The sequence below is a fragment of the Ruegeria alba genome, assembly GCF_022321465.1.
GTDB lineage: Bacteria > Pseudomonadota > Alphaproteobacteria > Rhodobacterales > Rhodobacteraceae > Ruegeria_B > Ruegeria_B alba.
Window position 1 is genome coordinate 1 of record NZ_JAKOEM010000010.1, and the last position, 25,807, is coordinate 25,807.

Genomic DNA, 25,807 nt, shown 5'->3' on the forward strand with positions numbered 1-25,807 from the left:
CTCGCTCGCAGCATCATGCTGCTGTTGCGCGGAAAATCCACTTATCCCGGCTGTTCAGTTTTCCGGAACCGTCTCTCGCGGGGCTTTCCGCATGCTTCTGCACAACGTTTTGTAAATATGCCATATTTTTCAGGTAGTTTTGGTGACCCCGGCAGGATTCGAACCTGCAACCTGCCCCTTAGGAGGGGGCTGCTCTATCCAATTGAGCCACGGGGCCGCCGCCCCCCTCTCTACCGAGGTTTGACAGGCTTGTCATCGGTCTATCGGTAGCAGTTGAACCTTGCCTGCCGTTCGCGCTAGCATCATCGCAAAACCCATTGAAGCAGGTGCCCCCTTGACAGCAGATACCAAACGCCCGCTCACCCTTCGCGATGTCTCCGAGGCGTCGGGGGTATCGGAGATGACCGTCAGCCGGGTGTTGCGCAACCGGGGCGACGTGTCAGATGCCACCCGCGCACGCGTCCTCGCCGCGGCCAAGGAGCTGGGATACGTCCCCAACAAGATCGCTGGTGCTTTGGCTTCGAACCGCGTCAACCTGGTGGCGGTGATCATCCCGTCCTTGTCGAACATGGTATTCCCAGAGGTTCTGACCGGCATCAACCAGGTGCTCGAGGATACCGAATTGCAGCCGGTGGTCGGCGTCACCGATTACCTGCCCGAAAAAGAGGAAAAGGTGCTGTACGAGATGCTCTCGTGGCGCCCCTCGGGCGTGATCATCGCGGGGCTGGAGCATTCCGAGGCGGCGCGTGCCATGCTGGATGCCGCCGGGATCCCGGTGGTCGAGATTATGGACAGCGATGGCAAGCCGGTCGATGCGATGGTGGGCATTTCGCACCGCCGCGCAGGACGCGAGATGGCGCAGGCAATCCTGAAGGCGGGCTATCGCCGGATCGGCTTCATGGGCACCAAGATGCCGCTCGACTATCGCGCCCGCAAGCGGTTTGAAGGGTTTACCGAGGTGCTGGGCAAGAACGGGGTCGAGATCGAGGATCGTGAGTTCTACTCCGGCGGCTCGGCTCTGGCCAAGGGGCGCGAGATGACCCAGGCCATGCTGGAACGCTCGCCGGACCTCGATTTCCTCTATTACTCCAATGACATGATCGCGGCGGGCGGTTTGCTCTACCTGCTCGAACAGGGGATCGACATTCCCGGTCAGATCGGGCTGGCGGGGTTCAACAATGTGGAACTGCTTCAGGGCCTGCCGCGCAAACTGGCCACGATGGATGCCTGTCGGCTGGAGATCGGGCGCAAGGCGGCCGAGATCATTGCCAAGCGGCTGGAGGATCCTGAGGCCGAGATCGAAACCCGGATCACGCTGGAGCCAAAGATCAGCTATGGCGACACTCTGAAACGGCGCTGAGGCGTGGCGCTGCAACGGCTCGACAACCGCGCGGCGCGGGCGCTGTTCCTGGATCGGCACGGGTTGGCGGGGCAGCCCAGCGGCCCCGCGCGCGGGGCCGATCTGCTGGACCTGATCACCCGGCTCGGCTTTGTGCAACTCGACAGTATCAACACCGTGGCGCGGGCGCATGACCTGATCCTGTTCTCGCGCCGCCCCGCCTATCGCCCGCCCGATCTGAAAAGGCTTTACGAACGGGACCGGGCGCTGTTCGAACATTGGACCCATGATGCCGCTGTCATCCCAATGGCCTTCTACCCGCATTGGCATATGCGGTTTGAGCGCGATGCAGAGATGCTGCGCGCGAGGTGGAAGAACTGGCGCCGCGACGGGTTCGAGGGCAAATTCGCCGCCGTGCTTGATCATATCCGCGATCATGGGCCGGTCAGTTCGTCAGATGTCGGCAAGGACGAAGAAAAGAAATCGGGCGGCTGGTGGGACTGGCACCCATCCAAGACCGCGCTGGAATATCTGTGGCGCTCGGGCGCGCTGACGGTGATCGGGCGCGAGGGGTTTCAGAAACGCTATGACCTGACCGAGCGGGTGATCGAAGACCATTTGCGCCCCGGTGCGCTGGATCATGATCCCAAGACAACGGTGGATTGGCTGTGCAACGCCGCCCTTGATCGGCTGGGCTTTGCCACCACCGGCGAACTGGCGGCCTTCTGGGACAGCGCCAGCCCGGCCGAAGCCCGCGACTGGGCGGCAGGGGCCGAGGCGCGGGGCGAGGTCGAAGCCCTCGAGATCACCTGTGCCGATGGCAGCCTGCGCAAGGTGCTCGCCCGGCCCGATGCGTTGGGCCAGGCCTCCGCCGTGCCACCTGCGCCGGGCCGCATCCGGGTGCTCAGCCCGTTCGACCCGGCATTGCGCGACCGCAAACGTGCCGAGCGGCTCTTTGGCTTTCATTACCGGATCGAGGTCTTTGTACCCGAACCCAAACGGGTCTATGGATACTACGTCTTTCCCCTGCTCGAAGGCGATCGGCTGATCGGGCGGATCGACATGAAGGCGCATCGCGAGTGTGGCGAGCTTCGGGTGCGCGCGCTCTGGCCCGAACGCGGGCTGCGCTGGTCGCCCGCCCGCACCCGGCGGCTGGAGGCCGAACTGGATCGTGTCCGTCGCCTGGCCGGGGTAGATCAGGTCATCTTTGCCAAGGACTGGCTGCGTGATCCTCTCTGATCAATGCATCGCCGCTGCTTCTTTCTGGTCCGAAATACTCCCGCCGGAGGCATCCGGCAGGTCGGTACGCGCAAACGTCAGAGGAGAACTCAGGCGGATTTCCAGCGCGCCGACAGCGCCCGTGCTGTCTGTGTCAGCAGCATGACATCCAGACCCACTGCCAGGAACTGGGCGCCCATCTCCAGATAGGCCTGGGTCGCCTCCTCATTGGTGCCCAGGATCCCCGGCGCCTTGCCTGCGGCGCGGATGCGGGTCATCGCATCGGCGATAACAGCACGCACCTCGGGGGCGGCGCTGTTGCCTTGGAACCCCATGTCGGTGCTCAGATCGGCGGGGCCGATGAACACGCCATCCACGCCCTCGACCGTCAGGATATCGTCCAGCGCCGCCATGCCGGCGCGGTTCTCGACCTGTACCAGCAGGCAGATCTCCTGATCGGCGGTCTGGATGTACTCGCTGACGCCTCCGAACCGGGTGGCCCGGGCGGCGGTAGCACCCACACCGCGCACACCGGTCGGCGGATAGCGGCAGGCACGCACCAGCTGGCGGGCCTGATCGGCGCTTTCCACGATCGGAACCAGCACTGTCTGGGCGCCCGCATCCAGCACCTGCTTGATGATCCAGTCCTCGCCCACCGGCACCCGTACCACCGGATGCGAAGGGCTGGCCGCCAAAGCGGTCAGCTGATCCCGGATCGAGCGGATGTCGTTGGGCGCATGCTCACCATCCACCACCAGCCAGTCAAACCCGCATGTCCCCATGATTTCGGCCACGCTGGGTTCGGCAAAGCTCATCCAGCAACCGATCTGGCGCTTGCCCTCGGCAAGGGCCTGTTTGAACGGGTTCTTTGGCGCGGGCATGGCGGGTCTCCTATGGTCGGGTTTTCGGTGGAGAGCCTGCGTCAGCGCGCAGGCCCTGTCCAGCGTTCATGGCAGCGCGCGGGCGATTTCGGTGATGACGTCAAAGGCCATCATCACATCGGCCTCGGTGGTTTCGAACTGGCCGGCCTGAAACCGGATCACCAGCGCGCCATCGACCCGGGTCTGGGTCAGATAGATGCGCCCGTCATCGTTGATCGCGTTGACCAGCCGCTGGTTCAATTCGTCCGGATCGACCCCTTCGCGCAGATAGCGAAAGGTCCAGAGCGACCACATCGGCGGCGTCACGATCTCGAAATCCGGCTCGGCGGCAAGCCGGTTATGCAATGCGCCCGACCAGGCGATATGGTTGCGCAACCTCTGGCGCAGCCCTTCCATCCCATAGCTGCGCATCAGGAACCAGAGTTTCAGCGCCCGGAACCGGCGGCCCAGGGGCACCGACCATTCCGAATAGTTGATGATCCCATCGCGCCCGTGGGTCTTGAGATACTCGGGCTGGATCGCCAGCGTGCGCACCAGATCGTCGGGGTTCTTCAGGAAATGCGCCGAACAATCAAACTGAACACCCAGCCATTTATGCGGGTTGAACACGATACTGTCCGCGCGCGCGATGCCGGGCCAGTAGTGGCGGAACTCGGGGCAGATCATCGCCGACCCAGCCCAGGCCGCGTCCACATGGTTATAGAGACCGTATCTCTCGGCCACATCCAGACAGCGATCCACCGGATCGGTGGCGCCGGTGCCGGTGCCGCCCACGCACAGGATCAGTCCAGCGGGGTGCAGCCCCGCCGCCAAGTCGGCCTCGATAGCGGCCTCGAGCGCGTCGGGGTCCATGCCGCGCCAGTCGCCCTTGATCGGTACCCGCACAAGATTGTCCTGTCCGATCCCGGCTACCCAGATGGCGCGGTCGACCGAGGTGTGAACCTCGGACGAACAATAGACCCGCAGCGGTTTCTGGCCGAACAGGCCCTGGTGGTTCCCCTGCCAGTCCAGCGCCTTTTCCCTGAGCGTCAGCACCGCCGCCAGCGTCGCCGACGAGGCGCTGTCCTGGATCACCCCGGCAAAGCCCTCGGGCAGACCCAGCGCCTGGCGCAGCCAGTCCATCATCCGCGTTTCCATCTCGGTCGCGGCGGGCGAGGTCTGCCACAACATGCATTGCGGCGCGATGGCCGAGGCCAGGAATTCGGCCAGCACCGAGGGCGCCGAGGCGTTCGAGTTGAAATAGGCGAAAAAGCGCGGATGCTGCCAATGGGTGATCCCGGGCATCACGATATCCTCGAAATCGCGAAAGATATCCTCCATCGCTTCGGGCGTCTCGGGTGGTGTGGCGGGCAGGGCGCTCAGCACCGCGCCCGGTTCGGTCCGGGCGCGCACGGGGCGGTCGCCCACGGTCAGGTGATAATCCTGCGTCCAGTCGGCAACCCGGCGGCCCCAATCGGCGAATTCTTCCCATTTCATCTGTCGTATCCTCGTCTGCCGTCAGGGGGCGATGATCGGTTGCGCCTTGAGGGCGCTCGGTACTGGCTCGGCGCCTTCGAAGGTCGAGCCTTCCTCGAACCAGCTTTTCGGGGCGGGTGCCCCCCACAGCGTTTGGCGCTGCGGGTCGGTCAGCGACCAGCGGATCGGTTCCAGATCCGGATCGACGGTCTGATAGTCCGAGCAATAGATCTCGATACGGTGCCCGTCGGGGTCGCGGACATACAGAAAGAAGGCGTTCGAGATCCCGTGCCGCCCCGGCCCGCGCTCGATATTGGCGACATATCCGGTGGTGCTCATCAGATCGAGCAGATCGATGATGTTGAGAGGGGTCGGCACCCAGAAGGCGGTGTGATGCAGGCGGGGACCCAGTCCGTTGGTAAAGGCCACGTCATGCACGCCGCCCTTGCGGTGCATCCACGCGGCCCAGAGGCGCCCGCTTTCGTCATCTTCTGTGTACTCGGTGACGCGAAACCCCATCTCGCCATAAAAGGCGACGCTGGCATCCACATCGGCCGAGAACATGTTGAAATGGTCGATCCTGAGCGGCTTCACCCCGTTATAGAGCCGGTAGTTCTGATGGATCGGCGGCAGCCGGTCCATCCGCACATAGAATTCCAGCGGAATACCCCAGGGGTCGCGGGTGCGCAAAGTGCGGCCCATATGGGGCCGCTCGACCCAGGCGGTGGGCAAAGATTTTTCGGCGAAAAATCTTTCGGCCCGCTCCAGATCGGGTTCGTCATAAAGCTTGAAGCCCAGCACGCCTACATCTGCCGCATCGGCCTGAACCAGAACGATGCAGTGATGCCCGCGTTCTTCCATCGCGCGCAGATAGAGCCGCCCTTCTTCCTCATGGGTGATTTGAAGTCCCAGCATGTCCACGTAAAAGGCCCGGCTAGCCGCCAGGTCCCTGACCCGGTACTCCACATGGCTGAGCCGCACAATGTTGAAGGGCGGGTAGAGATTGGGCGCGGGGACGGGCATCTGGTTCTCCTGACTGTCGAGCGAGGCCGGTTTCTCAATTTATTATTAACATGTGAAATTAATTCGAATTTGTCAAACCCGAACGCCAAAACAGGATGCGGACATTCCGCCGTTGCGGGAAGGAGCGATTTCAGCGAAATTGCCCTATGAGTTCAGATTTGCCCAACACGTCCAGATCCTTGCCCATCGCCCTGCTGCGCGCGCGTGAACGGGTTATGCGCCCTGTGCGGGCTATTCTGATGGACGTAGGCATCACCGAACAGCAATGGAGGGTTCTACGCGTTCTCGAAGAAGAGGGTCCGCAAGACCCGACCAGAATCGCCGACGGTGCCTGCCTGCTATTGCCCAGCCTGACCCGGATTTTGCAAAAGCTGGAAGAGAAGCAACTGATCTCGCGGCAACCCGATCCGGATGACGGGCGAAAGCAGATCGTCAGCATCACCGCAAACGGCACCCGGATCATTCGCGATAACTTGGGCGCCAGCCAGGCTGTGTTCGAGGGTATTCAGGCGAAGATGGGAGCGGAGCGTTACGAGTTGTTGCTCGACCTGTTGAATGAACTCTATCGCGATACGTCGAACTGATTTCAAGGTCGCATTGGAGAGCTTGGTATCTTGTCAAAGGGACCCTGCCGGAGAGGAGGGGGTTCTCTCCGGCAGGGTGGCCAGGCTAGGTGTAGCTGCGCCGCCTGACCCTTCCAGCAGCATGAGACGTGATTGGTTACCGTCCACAGTGCTGGTCAGCGGAACACGTGCGAGTTGGTAGGGGCAACTCATTGCTAAACTGTGCGGAACATGGGGGTTCAGTCCGACAGCAACGCATTCCGAAGACTTGAAGACTCTCGTTAAATTTATCTTCTTCCCCAGAAGGTCCCGATATTGTTGATAGCGCAACCTGAATTGTAGTGTCTTGAGCGTCAATCGCAAGGATTGCGCGAAATTATGCCGATGCAATCCTCAGTTGCGGGCGATATGCCGCGCATCCGAGCTTGACGGTCTCGGTCGATGTCAGAGTTGCCAGAACAGATGCAGTGCCTAAGATGGCCCCGAGCGAGAAAGGGGATGCTCATGGGCGAACAGCTGGGAACGCTGTCGGAATTGCCACAGGACTATCGCGATCAAATGACCGCTGCTGGTGTTGCGCCGCTTTGGCCGATGATGCGAAATGTGCTGCCGCATGACGCACCGCGGCCTGTGACGCGGGCTGGGCACTGGTCCTTCGCCGCATTGCGCCCGCTCCTGCTGCGTGCAGGCGAACTGACGCCTGTGGAAAAGGCGGAACGCCGGGTGCTGGTTCTGTCCGATCCGGGGCGCGGCACGGGGGCGATGCAGGCGACCGCGACGATCTACCTGGGTCTGCAGCTTCTGCTACCCGGAGAGTTGGCGCCCGCGCATCGCCACACCCCGTCTGCCGTGCGGATCATGGTCGAAGGGCGGGGCGGCTATACGGTGGTTGATGGTGAGCGCCTGCCGATGGAGCCGGGCGATCTGGTGCTGACACCGGGCGGGGAATGGCACGACCACGGCCATGACGGGGACGAGCCGGTGATCTGGCTCGACGCGCTCGATTTGCCGCTGTTTGTGCAGCTTGAAGGGTCTTATGCGATCGAAGGTGAGTTGCAGGCGCAGCGCAACCGCCCCGATGCCAGCCAGGTCGAATACAGCGCTGCCGGGCTGGCGCCATCCCGGCGACCTGGACGCGGCACTCGGCGCTACCCGATGATGCGCTATCCCTGGGCCGCGACCGAGGCGGCGCTGCGCCAGATGGCGGCCTTTGGCGAGGGGATTGCCGAGCTGGACTATATCAACCCCGAAACGGGCGAGGATGTGCTGCCCGCGCTTGGCTTCACCGCGATGATGCTGACAGCTGGGCAGGTCGAAGCGCCGCCGCTGCGCTCTTGCTCTTCGGCCTTTCATGTGATCGCTGGTTCCGGGCGCAGCGAGATTGACGGGCAAGTCATCGAATGGGGTCCAAAGGACACCTTCACCGCCCCGGTCTTTGCCCGCATTCGGCATGAGGCAGAGAGCGAGGCATTTCTGGTCCGCATCCACGACCGGCCGCTGCAAGAGAAACTTGGTTACTACGAGGAACGCGCCAGATGAGCGACAGCCTGTTCACCCTTACCCCGATCCCCGGCATTCCGGTCCGTGGCGAAAGCGGCACATATCCGATCGGGCGCATTTTCTGCGTTGGCCGCAACTATGCCGCCCATGCCGCCGAGATGGGCAACGAGGTGGACCGCGAGGCGCCGTTCTATTTCACCAAATCGCCGGCCAATGCGATCCTGACCGGGGCCACCGTTCCCTATCCGCCGGGCACAGAGAATTTTCATTACGAGATGGAACTGGCCTTTGCCATCGGCAAGCCGGTGTTCCGCGCCAGCCGGGCCGAGGCCTGGGACGCGGTCTATGCCTATGGTTGCGCGCTCGACATGACCCGGCGCGACCAGCAGATTCGCGAGCGGGACAAGAAACGCCCCTGGGACCTGGGCAAGGATGTCGAGAACGCGGCGGTCATTGCGCCCCTGACCCGGGTGGCCGACTGGTCGCCGCAGGACAACACGCGCATTCATCTTGAGGTGAATGGTGTGATCAAACAGGATGCCACCCTGTCCGAGTTGATCTGGAAGATCGACGAGATCGTCAGTCATCTGTCGGGCTTTTACCATCTGCGTCCCGGCGACCTTGTGATGACGGGCACACCTGCCGGGGTCGGCCCGGTCGTCGCCGGGGATGTGATCACCGGCGGTATCGACGGGCTGGACCCCATCGCGCTGACGCTTGGACCGGCGGAATAACCCATGACTGCCGAGACCATTCCAACCAATGGCTTGGGCAGCGGCGGGCTGGCGACGGAACCTGGCCTATCTTCGACGGAGCCGGCTGAAGCACTTCGGTCTGTTAGCGACGATGATTGCCATCACCCGATTGGCGCCAATGCCGAGCTGCGCAATAGAATGATGAGCGCCATGGCGGCGGAAGAGTGCTACGATTCGATGAATTAGTGTTACGGCGGTTCCGGTCTGGCCGGTACCATACGAGGGGAGATGTAAGCAATATATTGCAAACATATCTGATTTGCGCATTATATTGCTTAGAGAGGGTCAAAGGGAGGATATCATGACCTATCGCAGAAAGATTCTGGGCCTGATTGGCGGCGCTGCAGTTGCGGCACTGGCCACCGGGTTCAGCGCCGGCACAGCACTGGCGCAAGAGGTTACGCTGAAACTGCACCAGTTCCTGCCGGCGCAGGCCAATGTGCCGAAACTGGTCCTGGACGTCTGGGCCGACGGCGTTGAAAAGGACTCGGGCGGCCGTATCAAGGTCGAGCGCTATCCCTCGATGCAGCTGGGCGGCAAGCCGCCGGAACTGATGGATCAGGCGATCGACGGCGTTGCCGATGTGGTCTGGACCGTGGTCGGCTATACGCCGGGCCGCTTCCCCTCGACCGAGGTGTTCGAACTGCCCTTCATGATGACCAACGCGCGTGCGGTCAGCCATGCGTATTGGGAAATGTTCGAAAAGCACATGAAGGACGACGAGTTCAAGGACGTGCATATCCTGGGCACCTGGGTGCACGGGCCGGGCATGATCCATACCGCCGATCCGGTGGAAACCCCGGCCGATTTGCAAGGGATGAAAATCCGCGGCGGCTCGCGCTCGGTCAACTCGCTGCTGACCAAGTTGGGGGCCACCCCGGTCGGCATGCCGGTGCCCGCGGTGCCCGAGGGGCTGAGCAAGGGTGTGATCGACGGTACCACCATCCCGTGGGAGGTGACGACGGCCCTCAAGGTGCCGGAACTGGTCGAGAACCATACCGAGTTCGAGGGCCGCGCGCTGTACACGCTGACCTTCGTGCTGGCGATGAACAAGGCCAAGTATGAGAGCCTGCCCGACGATCTGAAGGCGGCGGTCGATAAGAATTCGGGCCTCGAATTCTCGGTCTTTGCCGGTGGGACACAGGCCGATTCCGATGGTCCGGCGCGTCAGGTGGCCGAGGATCTGGGCAACAACATCATCACCATCGATGCCGCAGGGGTCGAGGAATGGCGTGCCCTGGCCCAGCCCATTTATGACGAATGGCTGGCTGACATGGAATCCAAGGGCAAGGACGGTAAGGCGCTTCTCGAAGAGGCGCAGATGCTGATCGAGAAGTATACGCCGCAATATTCCAACTGATCCGGCAACTGCCAGCGGATACGGCGCGCTCTGCGCCGTATCCGCCACGCGGCCTGAAACCGACCGAGGACCGATGCGTAAACTGATGACGGGGTTGGCCAGAACGTTGGCCATCATCGGCGGGATCGTTCTGAGCCTTCTGATCCTGCTGACCTGCGCCTCAATCCTGGGCCGTTTGCTGAACGGCTTCTTCCACGGTGACTTCATGCAATCTGTTGCCCCCGGTCTGGCCGATTGGGCCATTGGAATAGGCATCGGCCCGGTGAACGGCGATTTCGAACTGGTCGAGGCGGGAGTGGCCTTTGCCATCTTCTGCTTTCTGCCGCTCTGCCAGATCACTGCCGGGCATGCGTCGGTCGATATTCTGGCCAACTCGTTCAGCCGCCGGGTGAACCGCATCCTGCGGATGCTGACCGAATTGACCTTTGCCGCTGTCCTCGTCCTGATCGCGTGGAAACTGTTCGACGGCATGATGAGCAAACGCGCCTATGCCGAGACCACCTTTCTGCTGCAATTTCCCATCTGGTGGGCCTATGCGCTCAGCTTTGTCGCGGCCTTCGCGGCGGCGCTGGTGGGAATCTATATGGGCGCGGTGCGCACCTATGAATGCTTTACCGGCCGTATCCTGGTCTGGGACGGGGTGGAGGCGACACAGTGAGCGCGCTTGAAATCGGTATTGCCTCGTTTCCTGCCCTGATGGTGCTGATCTTTCTCAGGGTGCCCATCGGTCTGGCCATGTTCCTGGTCGGCCTTTTGGGGCTGGTGCTGGTCACCGACGGCACCCAGGTCGCCTTTGCCCGGCTCAAGAACGAAACCTATACGACCTTTTCCAGCTATTCGCTGACCATCGTGCCAATGTTCCTGCTGATGGGGCATTTCGCGACGCTGGGCGGCATGTCGACCGCATTGTTCAAGGCTGCCGAGGGTTGGCTGGGCCATCGCAAGGGTGGTATCGCCATGGCCTCGATCGGGGCCTGCGCCGGTTTTGGTGCCATCTGCGGCTCGTCTCTGGCGACGGCGGCAACCATGGGCCGCGTCGCCCTGCCGGAGCTGCGCCAATACGGCTATGCGGGCGGGTTTTCCACCGCGACGCTGGCGGCGGGCGGTACGCTGGGTATCCTGATCCCGCCCTCGGTGGTGCTGGTGATCTATGCAATCCTGACCGAACAGAATATCGCCAAGCTGTTCCTGGCCGCCTTCATCCCCGGCATCATGGCGGCGCTGGGCTATGTCATCGCCATTTCGGTCTATGTGCGGCTTTACCCCGACAGCGCCGGTACGCGCCCGCCGGTCCCCTATGCCGAACGGTTCGCTGCCCTGTTGCAGGTCTGGCCGGTGCTTCTGGTCTTTGGTCTGGTTGTGGGCGGCATCTATCTGGGGTGGTTCACCCCGACCGAAGGCGCCGCCGTGGGTGCGCTGGGCACGGGCGTGATTGCCTGGCTGAATGGTGGGCTGACCCGCGCCAGCCTCTCTGAAAGTTTTCTGGTCACGGCGCGTTCTACCGCGATGATCTTCTTCATCGTGCTCGGCGCCGCCTTCTACAACGGGTTCCTTGCCCTGACCCAGGTGCCACAGGAGTTGTCGAATTTCGTGGTTGCCCAGGGCTACAGCCCCTGGGTGGTGCTGGCGCTGATCCTCGCCTTCTACCTTGTGTTCGGTTGTCTGATGGACAGCCTCAGCATGATCCTTTTGACGATCCCGATCTTCTTTCCGGTGATCTCGGCGATGGATTTCGATCTGGTGTCGCTGGCCGCGATGCAGGCCGATGCAGCAATGGAGGTGCTGAAGGCGGGCGTGCCCGAAGCGATGAGCGCCGAGACGCTGGCGGGCATCAAGGACGCCATTGCCAGCGGGGCCGAACTGACCCGCGAGCAGATGAAAGAGCTGGGTATCCGCGTGACGCGCGGCATGGCCAACCGGGCCGAGGCCGAGCATGTGGCGATCTGGTTCGGCATTCTCGTGCTGATCGTGGTCGAGGTCGGGTTGATCACACCGCCGGTGGGGATGAACCTGTTCATCATCAACGCGATGGACCGGACCACCCGCATGGCCGACACCTACAAGGCGGTGATGTTCTTTGTCGGTTCGGACATCGTGCGCGTGATCATTCTGGTCGCGTTCCCCGCGATCACTCTGTTTCTGCTGCCGGGATAGGCGACGTCGCCGCCCGGTCCTATGACACGGTTCCCGGCGACCGCCGGGCAGGATGGCTTTGGGAGGAGAGCATGACGCGATACCTGGACCATGAGGTAGATGCCGAACGGCGTGGGGATGGCACCATCCTGCTGCGCTCGGCCCACGAGCCGGTGACCCCTGCTGCGCGCACCACCGACTGGTTGCACCGCTGGGCAACCCAGACCCCGGACGCGGTGTTTCTGGCGGAACGCAGTGGTGGCGCCTGGCGCACGCAATCCTACGCCGAAACCCTGGGCAGGGTCCGGGCGCTGTCCACCGGGCTGCTGGCGCGTGGGCTGGTGCCGGGTGACCGTATCCTTGTCGTCTCGGGCAACAGCGTCGATCACGGTACACTGGCGCTGGCGGCGCAATATGTGGGGCTGGTGATCGTACCAGTTGCCGAGCAATACGCCCTGATCCCCGGCGCGCTGAAACAGCTGCACTATATTCTTGGCCTGATCGACCCGGCCATGGTCTATGCCGAGGACGGCGCGCAATTCGCGGCCGCCCTGGCGATGGAGGAGATGGCCGGCCGCCGCATCGTCGTCGGGCGCAATCCCGCGCCGGGCATGACCCTGCTGACCGAGCTGGAACGCGAGAGTGGCGATATCTCGGCCGCCGCTGCTGCGGTCGGTCCCGACACGGTGGCCAAGATCCTGATGACCTCGGGTTCGACCTCGCACCCCAAAGGGGTGCTGACCACCCAACAGATGCTCTGCGCCAACCAGGCGCAATATGCCCGCGCCCTGCCGTTCCTGACCCAACGCCCGCCCCGGCTGGTGGATTGGCTGCCATGGAACCATGTCTTTGGCGGGTCCAACAACTTCAACCAGATGCTGGCCTTTGGCGGCGCGCTCTATATCGACGGGGGCAAGCCCGCGCCCGCGCTGATCGGCAAGACATTCGAAAACAACAGGCTGATGAACGGCACCATCGCCTATAACGTGCCGGTGGGCTTTGCCCAGTTGCGTGACGAGATGCATCGCGACCCCGAGTTGAAGCACCATTTCTTCGCCGATCTGGACATGTTGTTCTATGCCGGGGCGTCGCTGTCGGCGGATGTCTGGCGAGACCTCAGCGAGATGGCCGCCGAGGTGCGTGATACCCAACCGCTGATCACCACCTGCTGGGGCATGACCGAGACCGCACCGGCCTGTATCTTTCAGCATGTACCGGCCAATTTGCCCGGCATCATCGGTGTGCCGCTGACCCGGGTGAGTGCGAAACTGGTGCCGGCGGATGGCGACCGGTACGAACTGCGCGTCGCTGGCCCCAATGTCTTTGCCGGATATTTTCGCGACCCCGAAAAGACCGCCGCCGCCTTTGATGACGAGGGGTATTTCTGCACCGGCGATGCGGTGGCGATGGTTGATGCGGATGACCTGTCGCAGGGGCTGCGGTTCGAGGGTCGTCTGGCCGAGGATTACAAGCTGGCGACCGGCATTTGGGTACGCGCCTCGGCCCTTCGGCTCGAGGTTCTGGCCGCGCTGGCGCCGCTGGCGGCGGATGTGGTCCTGACCGGCGAGGGCGAGGCCGAGATCGGCCTGCTGATCCTGCCCACACCCGCGCTGGCCACGGGGCTGGAGGCAGAGGGTGGCTTGCTGCGCCCCGGCGCCATGGGTGACGAGATCGCAGACCGCCTGTCGCGGCTGAACGCGGATCGTGGCAGTTCCGCCCGCATCGCGCGCGCAGTGATTCTGTCAGACCCCCCGTCGATGGCTGAGGGCGAAGTCACTGCCAAGGGTAACCTCAACTTCCGCAAGGTACTGGAAAGGCGCGCGGAAATCGTATCCCGTCTGTTTGGTGAAGATGATGACGCAAGAATTGATGTGCATTAAGTTGCATAAACTGGGGTGGCAGTTTAGCAATATCTTGCATAAATGTGTTTGGGATGCATGATGGTGCCGCCGGAGAGAGGCGCGCGCGGGAGTGGGAGAGGAGGCCCGCCCGCGCGCTGCCCCGGCCATCACCGGGAGGAGGCAGAATGAGCGCAAACGCCGCGCATTACTTTGTAGATCGCCATGTCGAAGAAGGGCGCGGCGCGCGTCCCGCCTTTCGCGAAGCCGCCGGCGCTCGGCGCAGGCAGAGCTATGGCGAGCTGGCCCGCGACAGCGGTGCGGTTGCGGGTGCGCTCGCCCGTGCGGGCATCCCGCGCGAGGCGCGCGCGGCGATGCTGGTGCTGGATCAGCTGGAATTTCCCGCCCTGTTCTGGGGCTGCCTCAAGGCGGGCGTGGTGCCGGTGCCGCTGAACACGCTGCTGGCCACCTCGGTCTATGAGGTGATTCTGAACGACAGCCGCGCCTCGATCCTCTTTGTCTCGGAAGAGCTATGGCCAGTGGTGCAGCCCGCCGCGCTGGCCTCGCCGCATCTGACCCGGATCGTGGTGATCGGCGCCGCGCCCGACGGCACCCAGAGCTATGCGGATTTCGTGCAGGGTGCCGATATCCTGCCTGCGGTCGAGGTCTCGCCCGACGATGTGGCCTTTTGGCTCTATTCCTCGGGCTCGACGGGGCAACCCAAGGGGGTGCGGCATGTACATGCCAGCCTCAAGGCCACCGCCGACAGCTATGGCGCGCAGGTGCTGGGGATCGAACCGGATGACCTGGTGTTTTCAGCGGCCAAGCTGTTCTTTGCCTATGGGCTGGGCAACGGCATGACCTTTCCGATGTCGGTGGGGGCCGAGACCATCCTTTTCAACGGGCGCCCGACGCCGGATGGTGTGCGCGATATCATCGCCGCCGAGCGGCCAACCGTGTTCTGCGGGGTGCCGACGCTGTATGCCGCGATGGTTGCGATGCTCGACCGCGAGGGCGTGCCGGACGTGACGCTGCGCCGCTGCATCTCGGCAGGCGAGGCGCTGCCGGAAGAGATTGGCCGCTCTTGGCACCGGCAATGGGGGGTCGACATTCTGGACGGCGTCGGCTCGACCGAGATGCTCCATATCTTTCTGTCGAACGCGCCGGGCGACGTGGTCTATGGTACCTCTGGCCGTGCCGTACCGGGATACGAGGTGCGGCTGGTCGATGAGAGTGGCGCCGATGTCGGACCCGGCGGGTTGGGAGAGCTTCTGGTGCGCGGCGCCTCGGCGGCGGACGGGTATTGGAACAAGCGCGACAAGAGCCGCGCCACCTTCGAGGGGGAATGGACCCGCACGGGTGACAAATACGAGCTGACACCCGATGGCCGCTATGTCTATTGCGGGCGCACTGACGACATGTTCAAGGTCTCGGGCATCTGGCTGTCACCGTTCGAGGTGGAGCAGGCGCTGGTGGCGCATCCCGCCGTTCTCGAAGCGGCGGTGGTGGCGGCGCGTGATGCCGACGGGCTGGAGAAACCCAAGGCCTTCATCGTCCTCAAGACGGCAGAGACCGAAGGGCTGGCCGACACGCTGCGCGATTTCGTCAAGGAGAAGGTGGGCAAGTGGAAATATCCCCGCTGGATCGAATTCGTCGAGGATTTGCCCAAGACCGCCACCGGCAAGATCCAGCGGTTCAAACTGCGCGAGGGAGGCTGAGCGATGGAGTGGAGTACAAATCCCGCCGAAAAGCTGCGCATTGATGGCGTGGCATTGGAATATGCCTGTCACGGCCCGGTGCCCGGTGACGCGCCGACCCTTGTGCTGCTGCACGAGGGGCTGGGTTGCGTGGCGATGTGGCGGGATTTTCCCGCGCAGCTTGCCGCGCGCACCGGGCTGGGGGTGCTGGTCTATTCGCGCCAGGGCTATGGTGGTTCGGACCCGATCACCCGGCCCCGGCCGCTGGATTTCCAGACCCGCGAGGCGCTGGAGGTGCTGCCCGCCCTGCTGGATGCCGCCGGTATCCGGCAGGCGATATTGCTTGGCCATTCCGACGGCGCCACCATCGCCGCGATCCATACCGGCAGTGTGGCTGGTCACCGGATACGCGGCGTGATCCTCGAGGCGCCGCATTTCTTTACCGAACCGGGCGGGCTGGCCTCGATCACAGAGGCGCGCGCGGCCTATGAAAGTGGCGATCTGAAACAGAAACTGGCGCGCTATCACGCCGATCCCGATGGTGCTTTTCTGGGCTGGAACGATGCCTGGCTCGACCCCGGTTTTGCCACCTGGAACGTGGCCGAGGTGATCGACTATATCCGGGTGCCGATCCTGGCCATTCAGGGGCGGCACGACCAGTATGGCACGCTGGCCCAGATCGAAGAGATCGAGAACCGCGCCTATTGCCCGGTCGATACGCTGATCCTCGACTGTCGGCACGAACCGCATCGCGAGTGCGCCGACCGAGTTCTGCAAGAGATCGCGGATTTCTGTGCGAGGCTGATCCGCATCGAGGCGGCCGACGTCGTACCGGCCTGAGCGATGTCTCTGCCGCCCCTCTCGGTTCCCTATGTTCCCGGCAAGACAGCGCGGCCGCCCGAGGGTCTGTTCGAGGTCCTGCACCAGAGCGTTCCCGGCCGGATGCCACCCGAGGATTTGACCGCTTGCCCTGCCTGGACCGCAGGCTGGACATTGTTCGATCTGGGATATTTCTGGGAGGCGCATGAGGTTTGGGAGCCGGTCTGGATGGCCTTGCCCCCGAATAGCGGCGCTCGCTACCGGGTGCAGGCGGCGATACAGTTGACCAATGCGGCTTTGAAACTGTGCATGGGGCGGAGGGACGCGGCCCGGCGTCTTTGTGCCTTGGCGCGCGAGGCCGCAGCGCGGGCCGGTGGATCAGGGACGCCCGAGACATGGGGGGTTTCGTTCTGCGACCGTGTTGCCATGGTTGAGGCGCGATTCGAGTGAGATGTATTATAATGCATAATCACACAAAATATCAGAGATATGTTGCCCAATGGTGGGTAGTGTATTGATTTTTAACGAAATCAAACATGCATTATTATGCCGCAAATTACTTGCAAATTGACTGATGCGCACTAAAATGCATATCATCATAACTCTTGGAGCGAGGCATGACCCAGCGTATCGACTTTCAGACCGACCCGTCCCGCTATCGTCATTGGCGGGTCGCGTATGATGGAGAGATCGCCAATCTCTACATGGATGTGGATGAGCAGGGCGGCCTGTTCCCGGGCTATGAGCTGAAGCTGAATTCCTATGATCTTGGTGTCGATATCGAGCTGGCCGATATCGTCCAGCGGATGCGGTTCGAGCATCCCGAGGTCAAGGTGGTGGTGATGCAATCCGGAAAGGACCGCGTGTTCTGTGCCGGGGCGAATATCCGGATGCTGGGCGGGGCCAGCCATGCGCATAAGGTCAATTTCTGTAAATTCACCAACGAGACCCGCAACACGTTTGAGGCGGCCGAGGCCGATAGCGGCCAGAAATACATTGCGGCTGTCAAAGGTGCCTGCGCGGGTGGCGGGTACGAGTTGGCGCTGGCCTGCAACTATATCATGCTGACCAATGACAGTTCCTCTTCGGTGGCATTGCCCGAGGTGCCGCTGCTGGCGGTGCTGCCCGGCACCGGCGGGCTGACCCGGGTCACCGACAAGCGCAAGGTGCGCCGCGATCTGGCCGATGTGTTCTGCTCGGTCGAAGAGGGCGTGCGCGGCCAGCGCGCGGTCGATTGGCGGCTGGTGGACGAGATTGCCCCAAATTCGAAATTCGACGAGGTGGTGCAAGAGCGCGCGCGGGAGTTTGCGAGCGCCAGCGCCAAACCCTCGGGCCTGACCGGGATCGCGCTCACCCCGCTTGACCGCCGCTTTGCCGAGGATGGCTCGGTCACCTATTCGACCGTTGAGGTTGTCGTGGAGCGCGAGGCGGGGCGGGCGACGCTGACGATCTCCGGTCCGACGGACGCCGCTCCCGATACGGTCGACGCGTTGCAGGCGCAGGGCGCGGATGCCTGGATCCTGCGCGCGGCGCGTGAGCTGGACGATGCCATCCTGCACCTGCGGCTGAACGAACGTCAGATCGGTACGCTGGTGATCCAGACCCAGGGCGATGGCGCCGCAGTTCTGGCGCATGAGGCATTGCTTCTCAACAATCGCGATCACTGGCTGGCCAACGAAATCCTGCAATACTGGAAGCGGGTGTTGAAGCGGGTCGACATGACCTCTCGCAGCCTGGTCGCCATTGTCGAACATGGGTCCTGTTTCGCCGGCCCACTGGCCGAACTGCTCTGGGCGGTGGACCGGTCCTATATGATGCTCGAAGAGTTCGAAGGCGATAACCGCCCGCTGGCGGCCATCACGCTCAGCCCAGGCAACTTTGGCACATATCCGATGGGCAACGACCTGACCCGGCTTGCGACCCGGTTCCTGGGCACGCCCGAGGCGGTCGAAGCCGCCCGCGCGCGCATCGGCGAGGCGCTGGAAGCGGAAGAGGCCGAGGAGCTTGGTTTGGTGACCTATGTGCTGGACGATATCGACTGGGAAGATGAGGTGCGAGTTTTCCTGGAAGAGCGCGCCAGCTTTTCTCCCGATGCAATGACCGGGATGGAGGCGAACCTGCGTTTTGCCGGACCCGAGACGATGGAAACCCGTATATTCGGCCGGCTTACCGCTTGGCAGAACTGGATTTTCCAGCGCCCCAACGCGGTGGGCCCCGACGGGGCACTGCAACGCTATGGCACCGGGGTGCGCGGCGATTACAACATGGAACGTGTGTAGAGGGGGCGCAGATTTTCGCAGAAAATCTGTAGAAAAATCTTGTGCAAGATTTTTCCCCGCCAAGGAGGAAAGCGATGCTTGATCTGATCAACGTAAGTTACGACACCCAGATCCCGAACAATGTGGGTTTGAGCCAGGACAAGAAGGTGCTGAAGGCGCTGGAAAAGTGGCACCCCGGTTACATCAACTGGTGGAACGACCTGATTCCGCAGAATTTCCAGGAATCGCTGGTCTATCTGCGCACCGCCGTCAGCGTCGATCCCAAGGGTTGGGCCAAGTTCGACTATGTGAAGATGCCCGAATACCGTTGGGGCGTGCTGCTGGCGCCGCAGGTCGAGAATCGCACCATCCCGTGTGGCGAGCATTACGGGCAACCCGCCTGGCAGGAAGTGCCGGGTGAATACCGCAACCTGCTCAAGCGCCTGATCGTCATTCAGGGCGATACCGAACCGGCCTCGGTCGAGCAGCAGCGCCTGCTGGCATTGACGGCGCCGTCGCTCTACGACATGCGCAACCTGTTCCAGGTGAACGTGGAAGAGGGCCGCCATCTCTGGGCGATGGTCTATCTGCTGCACAAGTATTTCGGCCGCGACGGACGGGAAGAGGCCGATGACTTGTTGCGCCGCCAGTCGGGCAGCGAAGAGGCCCCGCGCATGCTGGGCGCCTTCAATGAAGAGACACCGGACTGGCTGTCCTTCTTCATGTTCACCTATTTCACCGACCGCGACGGCAAGATGCAGCTGGAAAGCCTGGCGCAATCCGGCTTTGACCCGCTCAGCCGCACCTGCCGTTTCATGCTGACCGAAGAGGCGCACCACATGTTCGTGGGCGAAACCGGCGTGGGTCGCACCATCGAGCGCACATGTCAGGTGATGAAGGAAAACGGCATTGACGACCCCTATGACACCGGCCGCATCCGCGACCTGGGGGTGATCGACCTGCCGCTGATCCAGAAAAAGCTGAACCTGCATTACACGCTGTCCCTCGACCTCTTCGGGCAGGAGGTGTCGACCAATGCCGCCAATGCGTTCAACGCGGGCATCAAGGGCCGTTACATGGAAAGCCGGTTGAGCGATGACCACCAGTTGCAGCAGGACACCTATACCGTCTGGGATTTCGAGGATGGCAAGGCAGTACAGAAGCAGGTACCGGCGCTGACCGCGATCAACATGCGCCTGCGCGACGACTATACCAAGGATGCCGCCGGCGGTGTCGGGCGCTGGAACAAGATCATCGAGAAACACGGCGTCGATTTCGAACTCTCGCTGCCGCACGAGGCATTCCATCGCAAGATCGGCGTCTTTGCCGACAAGCATTTCGATCCGTCGGGGCAGCCCGTCTCGGGGGCCGAATATGACGCCGGTCTGCCCAAATGGCTGCCGACGCACGCGGATGGCGATTTCATCCAGTCGCTGATGAAGCCCTGCTATGAGCCGGGTCAATACGCCCGCTGGATCGCCCCGCCCAAGGTGGGAATCGACAACCGCCCGGGCGACTTCGAATATGTGAAACTTCACATGGCCTGATGCCGGATAGGGGCCGGGTCCGGTGGGCGGTAACATTTTGTGACCCGCCCACGGATTGACGTAAGGGGTGACTCTCTTGTTCGCTGAACCCGGCCTGATCGGACAACACGAGGAACCGACCATGCAGATCGACCGTTCGAAACCCGATACGCCGCGGCTGCACGCTCTCTCGGGGCAGATATCCACGCTGCAGGGACCCTGCGTCGGCTGTTCCGACTGCGTAGGGCTTTGCAAGGAGTTGATCGACACGCTTGTGGTGCCCGACCTCATCCTGACCAGGAAACGCGAGACTTCATGAACCAGCCGTTAAAGCAGCATCTGATCGATCCCGAAATCTGTATCCGCTGCTACACCTGCGAAATGACCTGCCCCGAGCAGGCGATCGAACATGATGACCTGAATGTCGTGGTGGATGCCGCCAAATGCAATTTCTGCATGGATTGCATCCCGGTTTGTCCGACCGGTTCGATCGACAACTGGCGGGTGGTGGACACGCCCTATTCGCTCGAGGAACAATACGGATGGATGGACCTGCCGCCACAGGAAGAGGTGGCGGGCGACGAGGCGGGGCTTGAGGCGCTGGACGATGCCATGGCGGCCCTGCTGGCCGAGGCGCACAAGGGCGCGGGCGGCAAATCGCGCGCCCCTGCGACGGCCTCGAAGCCGACGATCAATCTCTATACGCTGGGCAAACCGGCCGAGGCGCGGGTGACGGGCAACTACCGCCTGACCGCCGAAAGCAGCGACAGCGATGTGCGCCACATCATCCTGGATTTCGGCGGCCAACCCTTTCCGGTGCTCGAAGGGCAAAGCATCGGGATCATTCCGCCCGGCACCGATGAGGCGGGCAACCCGCATCTGCCCCGGCTGTATTCGGTCTCCAGCCCGCGCGACGGCGAGCGGCCGAATTTCAACAACCTGTCGCTGACGGTGAAACGCGAACCGCACGGGATCTGCTCGAACCATGTCTGCGATTTGAAACCCGGCGACACGGTGCGGGTTACCGGGCCCTTTGGCGCCACTTTCCTGATGCCTTCGGACCCGGCGGCACATCTGCTGATGATCTGCACGGGTACTGGTTCCGCGCCCTTCCGCGCCTTTACCATGCGGCGGCAGCGCGAAAACCCCAAACTGCGCAATAGCCTGACCCTGGTCTTTGGCGCGCGCAGGCCACAGGAACTGCCGTATTTCGGGCCGCTGGCCAAGGTGCCGGAACAGTTCATGGCCAAGCATTTCGCCTTTTCCCGCCAGAACGGAGAGCCCAAGCACTATGTGCAGGATCGTTTGCGCGCCGAGGCGGACCGGGTGGGAGATTTGCTGGCCGATCCCCAGACCCATATCTATGTCTGCGGTCTCAAGGCGATGGAACAGGGCGTGGAGGAGGCGTTCAAGGATATCGCCCGTGCCAAGGGCATCGACTGGACCGGCCTGCGTGACCGTATGCGCGACGAAGGGCGCTATCACGTCGAGACCTATTGATCCCGTTTCCGGCAGACAGCGCATTGCGCCACGGGCCGGGCTGTCCTAAGATTGCGCACTATTTTGCACATACCCTGCGGACCGCATGACCGAGATCACCAATTTCCGGGGCGAAAGCACGCCCAACAGCGCGCGCGACCAGGCCGAGGCCGAGGTCGCCGATCTGATTGCGCGGGTTGGCGAACGGGTGCGCGCTGCACGTCAGCGGCGTGGTATTCCGCGCCGGGTGCTGTCCGAGATCTCGGGCGTGTCGCCGCGCTATCTGGCACAGCTCGAAGCGGGAGAGGGCAATATCTCGATCGGGCTGTTGCAGCGGGTGGCGATCGCGCTGGATCATCGGATCGAATGGCTGGTGGGCGAGGATGATCCCTGGTCTTCGGACGCGATGCGGGTGGCCGATCTTTACCGGGTTGCGGGGATGGAAACCCAGGCAGAGGTGCTGCGGCTCTTGAGCCCCGCGCCCTCGCTTGCGGCGAGGGCCGGGCGCATCTGCCTGGTGGGCTTGCGCGGGGCGGGAAAATCGACCTTGGGTCAGCGGTTGGGCGCGGCACTGGGCCTGCCTTTTGTGGAACTGAACGACGAGATCGAAGACCAGGCCGGAATGCCGGTGGCCGAGGTCATGGCGCTTTACGGTCAGGAAGGATACCGCAAGCTCGAGGCGCAGGCGGTGGCCCGGATCGTCGCCACCCATGACGCGCTGGTACTGGCGGTGGCAGGCGGGATCGTGGCCGAGCCCGAGACCTACAAGACCCTGCTGGCGCATTTCCACACGGTATGGCTGCGCGCTTCGCCGGTGGAGCATATGGAACGGGTTCGCGCCCAGGGGGATGAGCGGCCGATGGCGGGCAATCCCGAAGCGATGGAAGAGTTGCGCTCGATCCTGACCAGCCGTGAGGCGCTTTACGGCAAGGCAGAGGCGCAGATCGATACCTCGGGTCAGAGCGTCGAGGCCTCGCTGGTCCAACTCACCCGCCTTGTGCGCGAGCGCGGTTATCTGAACTGACCGAGCGCCAGACGCCCCAAGATTTTTCGTCGAAAAATCTTGGCCTCCGGCGGGGATATTTCCAGCAAGAGGAAGGCGGCGGGGCGGGATACGTATTTCCTCATAATTGACCGTGATGGCGTGCCGACCTTAGCCTGAGGCGGTTCAGAGTAAGACGCGCCGCAACCCATGGCGCATATCGGGGAGGAGAGACGTGAAACGCATTCTTTGCGCAGGAGCGGTGTCGGTGCTGGCGTTGGCATCCGCCGCGGCCGCCGAGATCAAGATCGCCCATGTCTATGGCAAGACCGGTCCGTTCGAGGCCTATGCCAAACAGTCCCATGACGGGCTGATGCTGGGGCTGGAATACGCAACTGGCGGGTCGATGGAGATCAATGGCGAAAAGATCGTGGTGATCGAGAAGGACACCCAGCTCAAGCCTGAAAACGGCAAGGCCCTGCTGGAAGAGGCCTATGGCGATGACGAGGTCGATCTGGCGGTGGGGCCGGTGAGTTCCGGCGTGGCGCTGGCGATGCTGCCGGTGGCCGAGGAATACGAAAAGGTCCTGATTGTCGAACCGGCGGTTGCGGATTCCATCACCGGGGCCAACTGGAACCGCTATATCTTCCGCACCGGGCGCAACAGCAGTCAGGACGCGGTGTCGAACGCCATCGCACTGGCGGGCGAGAATGTGCATATCGCGACGCTGGCACAGGACTATGCCTTTGGCCGTGACGGCATCGCCGCCTTCAAGGAGGCGCTGGAGGGCGCAGGCTCGGGCATCGTGCACGAGGAATACGTGCCGACCGACACCACCGATTTCACCGCGGCGGCCGAACGTATCTTCAACGCGATGAAAGATCTGGACGGCGAAAAGCGCCTGTTCATCATCTGGGCCGGTGGCGGCAACCCGATGGGCAAGATCCAGGCGATGGATCCCAGCCGTTTCGGCATCGAGATCGCAACCGGCGGCAACATCCTGGCGGCAATGGCGGCCTACAAGGATTTCCCGGGCATGCAGGGGGCGACCTATTACTATTACGAGATCCCGCAGAACCCTGTGAACGACTGGCTGGTCAAGACTCATCAGGACCGTTTCGGCACCCCGCCCGACTTCTTCACCGCGGGCGGCATGGCGGCAGGTATCGCCGTGGTCGAGGCCATCAAGAAAGCTGGCTCCACCGATACCGAGGCGCTGATCTCGGCCATGGAAGGCATGGAATGGGAGACACCCAAGGGCAAGATGATGTTCCGCCCCGAGGATCACCAGGCGCTGCAATCCATGTATCACTTCAAGATCAAGGTGGACCCGAATGTCGAATGGGCCATCCCGGAACTGGTGCGCGAGTTGACGATCGACGATCTGCCGATCCCGATCCGCAACAACTAACTCCCCGACCTGGCCGGTCCCGTGGCGCGTGACGCGCCGGGACCGGCCTTTTTGCAAGCGGAAGACAAAGCCATGACATCCCCCATCCTGGCGACCGAGGGGCTGACCGTGCGGTTTGGCGGCCATGTGGCCGTGGACGCGGTATCCTGCGCCTTTCACACCGGGGAACTCACCGCGATCGTGGGTCCGAACGGTGCCGGCAAGACCACCTATTTCAACCTGATCTCGGGCCAGATCCCGGCCAGCGCGGGCCGTGTCCTGCTGCGCGGGCGCGATATCTCGGGCCAGTCGGTGTCACAACGAACCCGCGCCGGGATTGGGCGGGCGTTTCAGCTGACCAACCTGTTTCCCAATCTCAGCGTCTTGGAAAACGTGCGCCTGGTGGTGCAGTCCAAGGCCGGGCAAGGCATGAACCTGTGGTCCATGGCCAGCCGTCATGCGGAACTGACCGAGGCGGCCGAAGCGATCCTGACCAGGGTGCGGTTGATCGACAACCGCGATCAGATCGTTTCGGAGTTGAGCCACGGCAATCAACGCAAGCTGGAGGTCGCGCTGCTGATCGCGCTCGACCCCGCAGTTTATATGTTCGACGAGCCCACTGCCGGGATGAGCGTGGACGAGGCGCCTGTGGTGCTCGATCTGATTGCCGAACTGAAAGAACAGCGCGACCGGACCATCCTGCTGGTGGAACACAAGATGGACGTGATCCGCACGCTGGCCGACCGCATCATTGTCCTGCATAACGGCGCGCTGGCCGCCGATGGCGACCCGGCCACGGTGATGGCCTCGGACGTGGTGCAAGAGGCCTATATGGGCCGGGAGCTGGAAGATGTCTGATCCGATCCTGCGACTGGAGGGCGTCTATACCAACATCGCCCAGTATCACATCCTGCAAGGTGTTGACCTCGAGGTGCCGCGCGGCGCGGTGACGATGCTCCTGGGGCGCAACGGTGTGGGCAAGACCACCACCCTGCGATCCATCATCGGCCACTGGCGCGCGCATCAGGGCCGCGTCCTGCTGGACGGGCAGGACATCACCCGGATGCCGACACCCGCCATCGCGCGGGCCGGTGTCGGGTTCGTGCCCGAGGATATGGGCATCTTTGCCAATCTCACGGTCGAGGAAAACATGGTGCTGGCCGCCGTGTCCGGCCCCATCGACAGCGCGCGGCTTGACTGGGTGTTCCAGGCCTTTCCGCCGCTCAAGACATTCTGGAAGTCCGAGGCGGGCAACCTGTCGGGCGGGCAGAAACAGATGCTGTCGATCGCGCGCGCAATGGTCGAGGAGCGGCGGCTCTACCTGATCGACGAGCCCACCAAGGGGCTGGCGCCGGCCATCGTGTCAACCATGGCGCGGGCTCTGCGCGAGTTGAAGGCGCAGGGCGCCTCGATCCTGCTGGTGGAACAGAACTTCTCGGTCGCGCGGGCGCTGGGCGACACCGCCTGCGTGATGGATGACGGGCGCATCGTCTGGTCCGGCGAGATGCGCGAACTGGCCACTGATGCGAGTTTGCAGGAGCGGTTGATGGGTCTGAGCATGGAGGCCCATTGAGATGCGCGTGGAGAGGTT

24 protein-coding genes and 1 tRNA gene are annotated in these 25,807 nt (G+C 63.0%); 21 read left to right on the forward strand and 4 right to left on the reverse strand.

Annotated elements, in window-relative coordinates:
* Window positions 1-140: 140 nt before the first annotated feature.
* Window positions 141-217: transfer RNA gene (locus MB818_RS12255), tRNA-Arg, on the reverse strand.
* A 117-nt stretch (window positions 218-334) separates the two neighbouring features.
* Here MB818_RS12255 and MB818_RS12260 point away from each other — a divergent pair.
* Both MB818_RS12260 and MB818_RS12265 read left to right on the forward strand, forming a co-directional pair.
* Complete coding sequence (locus MB818_RS12260; protein WP_011049362.1) at window positions 335-1,360, forward strand: LacI family DNA-binding transcriptional regulator; 1,026 nt, start codon at window positions 335-337, stop codon at window positions 1,358-1,360.
* A gap of 3 nt (window positions 1,361-1,363) precedes the next feature.
* Entirely contained in the window at window positions 1,364-2,578 is a 1,215-nt protein-coding gene (locus tag MB818_RS12265) for a winged helix-turn-helix domain-containing protein (protein WP_238905237.1), read from the forward strand.
* A gap of 89 nt (window positions 2,579-2,667) precedes the next feature.
* Here MB818_RS12265 and MB818_RS12270 read toward each other — a convergent pair whose 3' ends face one another.
* From MB818_RS12270 to hpaD, 3 genes are all read right to left on the reverse strand, one after another.
* Window positions 2,668-3,438 (reverse strand): HpcH/HpaI aldolase family protein, encoded by a 771-nt coding sequence (locus MB818_RS12270; protein ID WP_234137029.1) that lies wholly within the window; start codon window positions 3,436-3,438, stop codon window positions 2,668-2,670.
* Window positions 3,439-3,504: 66 nt separating this feature from the next.
* The gene (locus tag MB818_RS12275) at window positions 3,505-4,914 is read right to left on the reverse strand and encodes a pyridoxal phosphate-dependent decarboxylase family protein (protein WP_238905240.1); all 1,410 of its coding nucleotides are present in this window, start codon (window positions 4,912-4,914) and stop codon (window positions 3,505-3,507) included.
* A gap of 21 nt (window positions 4,915-4,935) precedes the next feature.
* Window positions 4,936-5,916 (reverse strand): 3,4-dihydroxyphenylacetate 2,3-dioxygenase, encoded by a 981-nt coding sequence (gene hpaD, locus MB818_RS12280; RefSeq protein ID WP_234137031.1) that lies wholly within the window; start codon window positions 5,914-5,916, stop codon window positions 4,936-4,938.
* 146 nt (window positions 5,917-6,062) lie between these two features.
* Between hpaD and hpaR the strand changes: the two genes are divergently transcribed.
* The 19 genes from hpaR to MB818_RS12375 all read left to right on the forward strand — a co-directional run bounded on the left by hpaR (window position 6,063) and on the right by MB818_RS12375 (window position 25,789).
* A complete protein-coding gene (gene hpaR, locus MB818_RS12285; protein WP_234216188.1) occupies window positions 6,063-6,500 on the forward strand; it encodes a homoprotocatechuate degradation operon regulator HpaR in 438 nt (145 codons plus the stop codon).
* Between the two features lie 483 nt (window positions 6,501-6,983).
* Window positions 6,984-8,018: a cupin domain-containing protein gene (locus MB818_RS12290; protein WP_238905242.1), complete on the forward strand. Its 1,035-nt coding sequence runs from the start codon at window positions 6,984-6,986 to the stop codon at window positions 8,016-8,018.
* Window positions 8,015-8,713 (forward strand): fumarylacetoacetate hydrolase family protein, encoded by a 699-nt coding sequence (locus tag MB818_RS12295; protein ID WP_238905243.1) that lies wholly within the window; start codon window positions 8,015-8,017, stop codon window positions 8,711-8,713. The genes MB818_RS12290 and MB818_RS12295 overlap by 4 nt, the downstream gene beginning before the upstream one ends.
* Window positions 8,714-8,716: 3 nt before the next feature.
* Window positions 8,717-8,920 carry a hypothetical protein gene (locus tag MB818_RS12300; RefSeq protein ID WP_234216176.1) on the forward strand — a complete coding sequence of 68 codons (204 nt, stop codon included), beginning with the start codon at window positions 8,717-8,719 and terminating at the stop codon, window positions 8,918-8,920.
* Window positions 8,921-9,035: 115 nt separating this feature from the next.
* Entirely contained in the window at window positions 9,036-10,094 is a 1,059-nt protein-coding gene (locus tag MB818_RS12305) for a TRAP transporter substrate-binding protein (RefSeq protein ID WP_234137036.1), read from the forward strand.
* 73 nt (window positions 10,095-10,167) lie between these two features.
* Window positions 10,168-10,752: a TRAP transporter small permease gene (locus tag MB818_RS12310; RefSeq protein WP_238905244.1), complete on the forward strand. Its 585-nt coding sequence runs from the start codon at window positions 10,168-10,170 to the stop codon at window positions 10,750-10,752.
* Window positions 10,749-12,248: a TRAP transporter large permease gene (locus MB818_RS12315; protein ID WP_234137038.1), complete on the forward strand. Its 1,500-nt coding sequence runs from the start codon at window positions 10,749-10,751 to the stop codon at window positions 12,246-12,248. Before MB818_RS12310 ends, MB818_RS12315 begins: the two co-directional genes overlap by 4 nt.
* A gap of 71 nt (window positions 12,249-12,319) precedes the next feature.
* A complete protein-coding gene (locus MB818_RS12320; protein ID WP_238905245.1) occupies window positions 12,320-14,107 on the forward strand; it encodes a feruloyl-CoA synthase in 1,788 nt (595 codons plus the stop codon).
* Between the two features lie 146 nt (window positions 14,108-14,253).
* Window positions 14,254-15,783 (forward strand): benzoate-CoA ligase family protein, encoded by a 1,530-nt coding sequence (locus MB818_RS12325; RefSeq protein WP_234137040.1) that lies wholly within the window; start codon window positions 14,254-14,256, stop codon window positions 15,781-15,783.
* A 3-nt stretch (window positions 15,784-15,786) separates the two neighbouring features.
* Window positions 15,787-16,602 carry an alpha/beta fold hydrolase gene (locus tag MB818_RS12330; RefSeq protein ID WP_234142319.1) on the forward strand — a complete coding sequence of 272 codons (816 nt, stop codon included), beginning with the start codon at window positions 15,787-15,789 and terminating at the stop codon, window positions 16,600-16,602.
* 3 nt (window positions 16,603-16,605) lie between these two features.
* Complete coding sequence (locus tag MB818_RS12335) at window positions 16,606-17,031, forward strand: DUF309 domain-containing protein (protein WP_238905247.1); 426 nt, start codon at window positions 16,606-16,608, stop codon at window positions 17,029-17,031.
* A 167-nt stretch (window positions 17,032-17,198) separates the two neighbouring features.
* On the forward strand, window positions 17,199-18,860 hold the full coding sequence (gene boxC, locus MB818_RS12340; protein ID WP_238905248.1) for a 2,3-epoxybenzoyl-CoA dihydrolase: 1,662 nt from the start codon (window positions 17,199-17,201) through the stop codon (window positions 18,858-18,860).
* Between the two features lie 74 nt (window positions 18,861-18,934).
* The gene (gene boxB, locus MB818_RS12345; RefSeq protein WP_234137044.1) at window positions 18,935-20,386 is read left to right on the forward strand and encodes a benzoyl-CoA 2,3-epoxidase subunit BoxB; all 1,452 of its coding nucleotides are present in this window, start codon (window positions 18,935-18,937) and stop codon (window positions 20,384-20,386) included.
* Between the two features lie 76 nt (window positions 20,387-20,462).
* Window positions 20,463-20,684, forward strand: a complete 222-nt coding sequence (locus MB818_RS12350) for a hypothetical protein (protein WP_234142322.1) — start codon at window positions 20,463-20,465, stop codon at window positions 20,682-20,684.
* Entirely contained in the window at window positions 20,681-21,865 is a 1,185-nt protein-coding gene (boxA, locus tag MB818_RS12355; RefSeq protein ID WP_238905249.1) for a benzoyl-CoA 2,3-epoxidase subunit BoxA, read from the forward strand. Before MB818_RS12350 ends, boxA begins: the two co-directional genes overlap by 4 nt.
* Before the next feature lie 85 nt (window positions 21,866-21,950).
* A complete protein-coding gene (locus MB818_RS12360; protein WP_234142324.1) occupies window positions 21,951-22,868 on the forward strand; it encodes a helix-turn-helix transcriptional regulator in 918 nt (305 codons plus the stop codon).
* 193 nt (window positions 22,869-23,061) lie between these two features.
* Complete coding sequence (locus tag MB818_RS12365) at window positions 23,062-24,237, forward strand: substrate-binding domain-containing protein (RefSeq protein WP_234137048.1); 1,176 nt, start codon at window positions 23,062-23,064, stop codon at window positions 24,235-24,237.
* Between the two features lie 72 nt (window positions 24,238-24,309).
* A complete protein-coding gene (locus tag MB818_RS12370; RefSeq protein ID WP_234142325.1) occupies window positions 24,310-25,074 on the forward strand; it encodes an ABC transporter ATP-binding protein in 765 nt (254 codons plus the stop codon).
* Complete coding sequence (locus MB818_RS12375) at window positions 25,067-25,789, forward strand: ABC transporter ATP-binding protein (protein ID WP_238905250.1); 723 nt, start codon at window positions 25,067-25,069, stop codon at window positions 25,787-25,789. The genes MB818_RS12370 and MB818_RS12375 overlap by 8 nt, the downstream gene beginning before the upstream one ends.
* The last annotated feature ends 18 nt before the right edge of the window (window positions 25,790-25,807 follow it).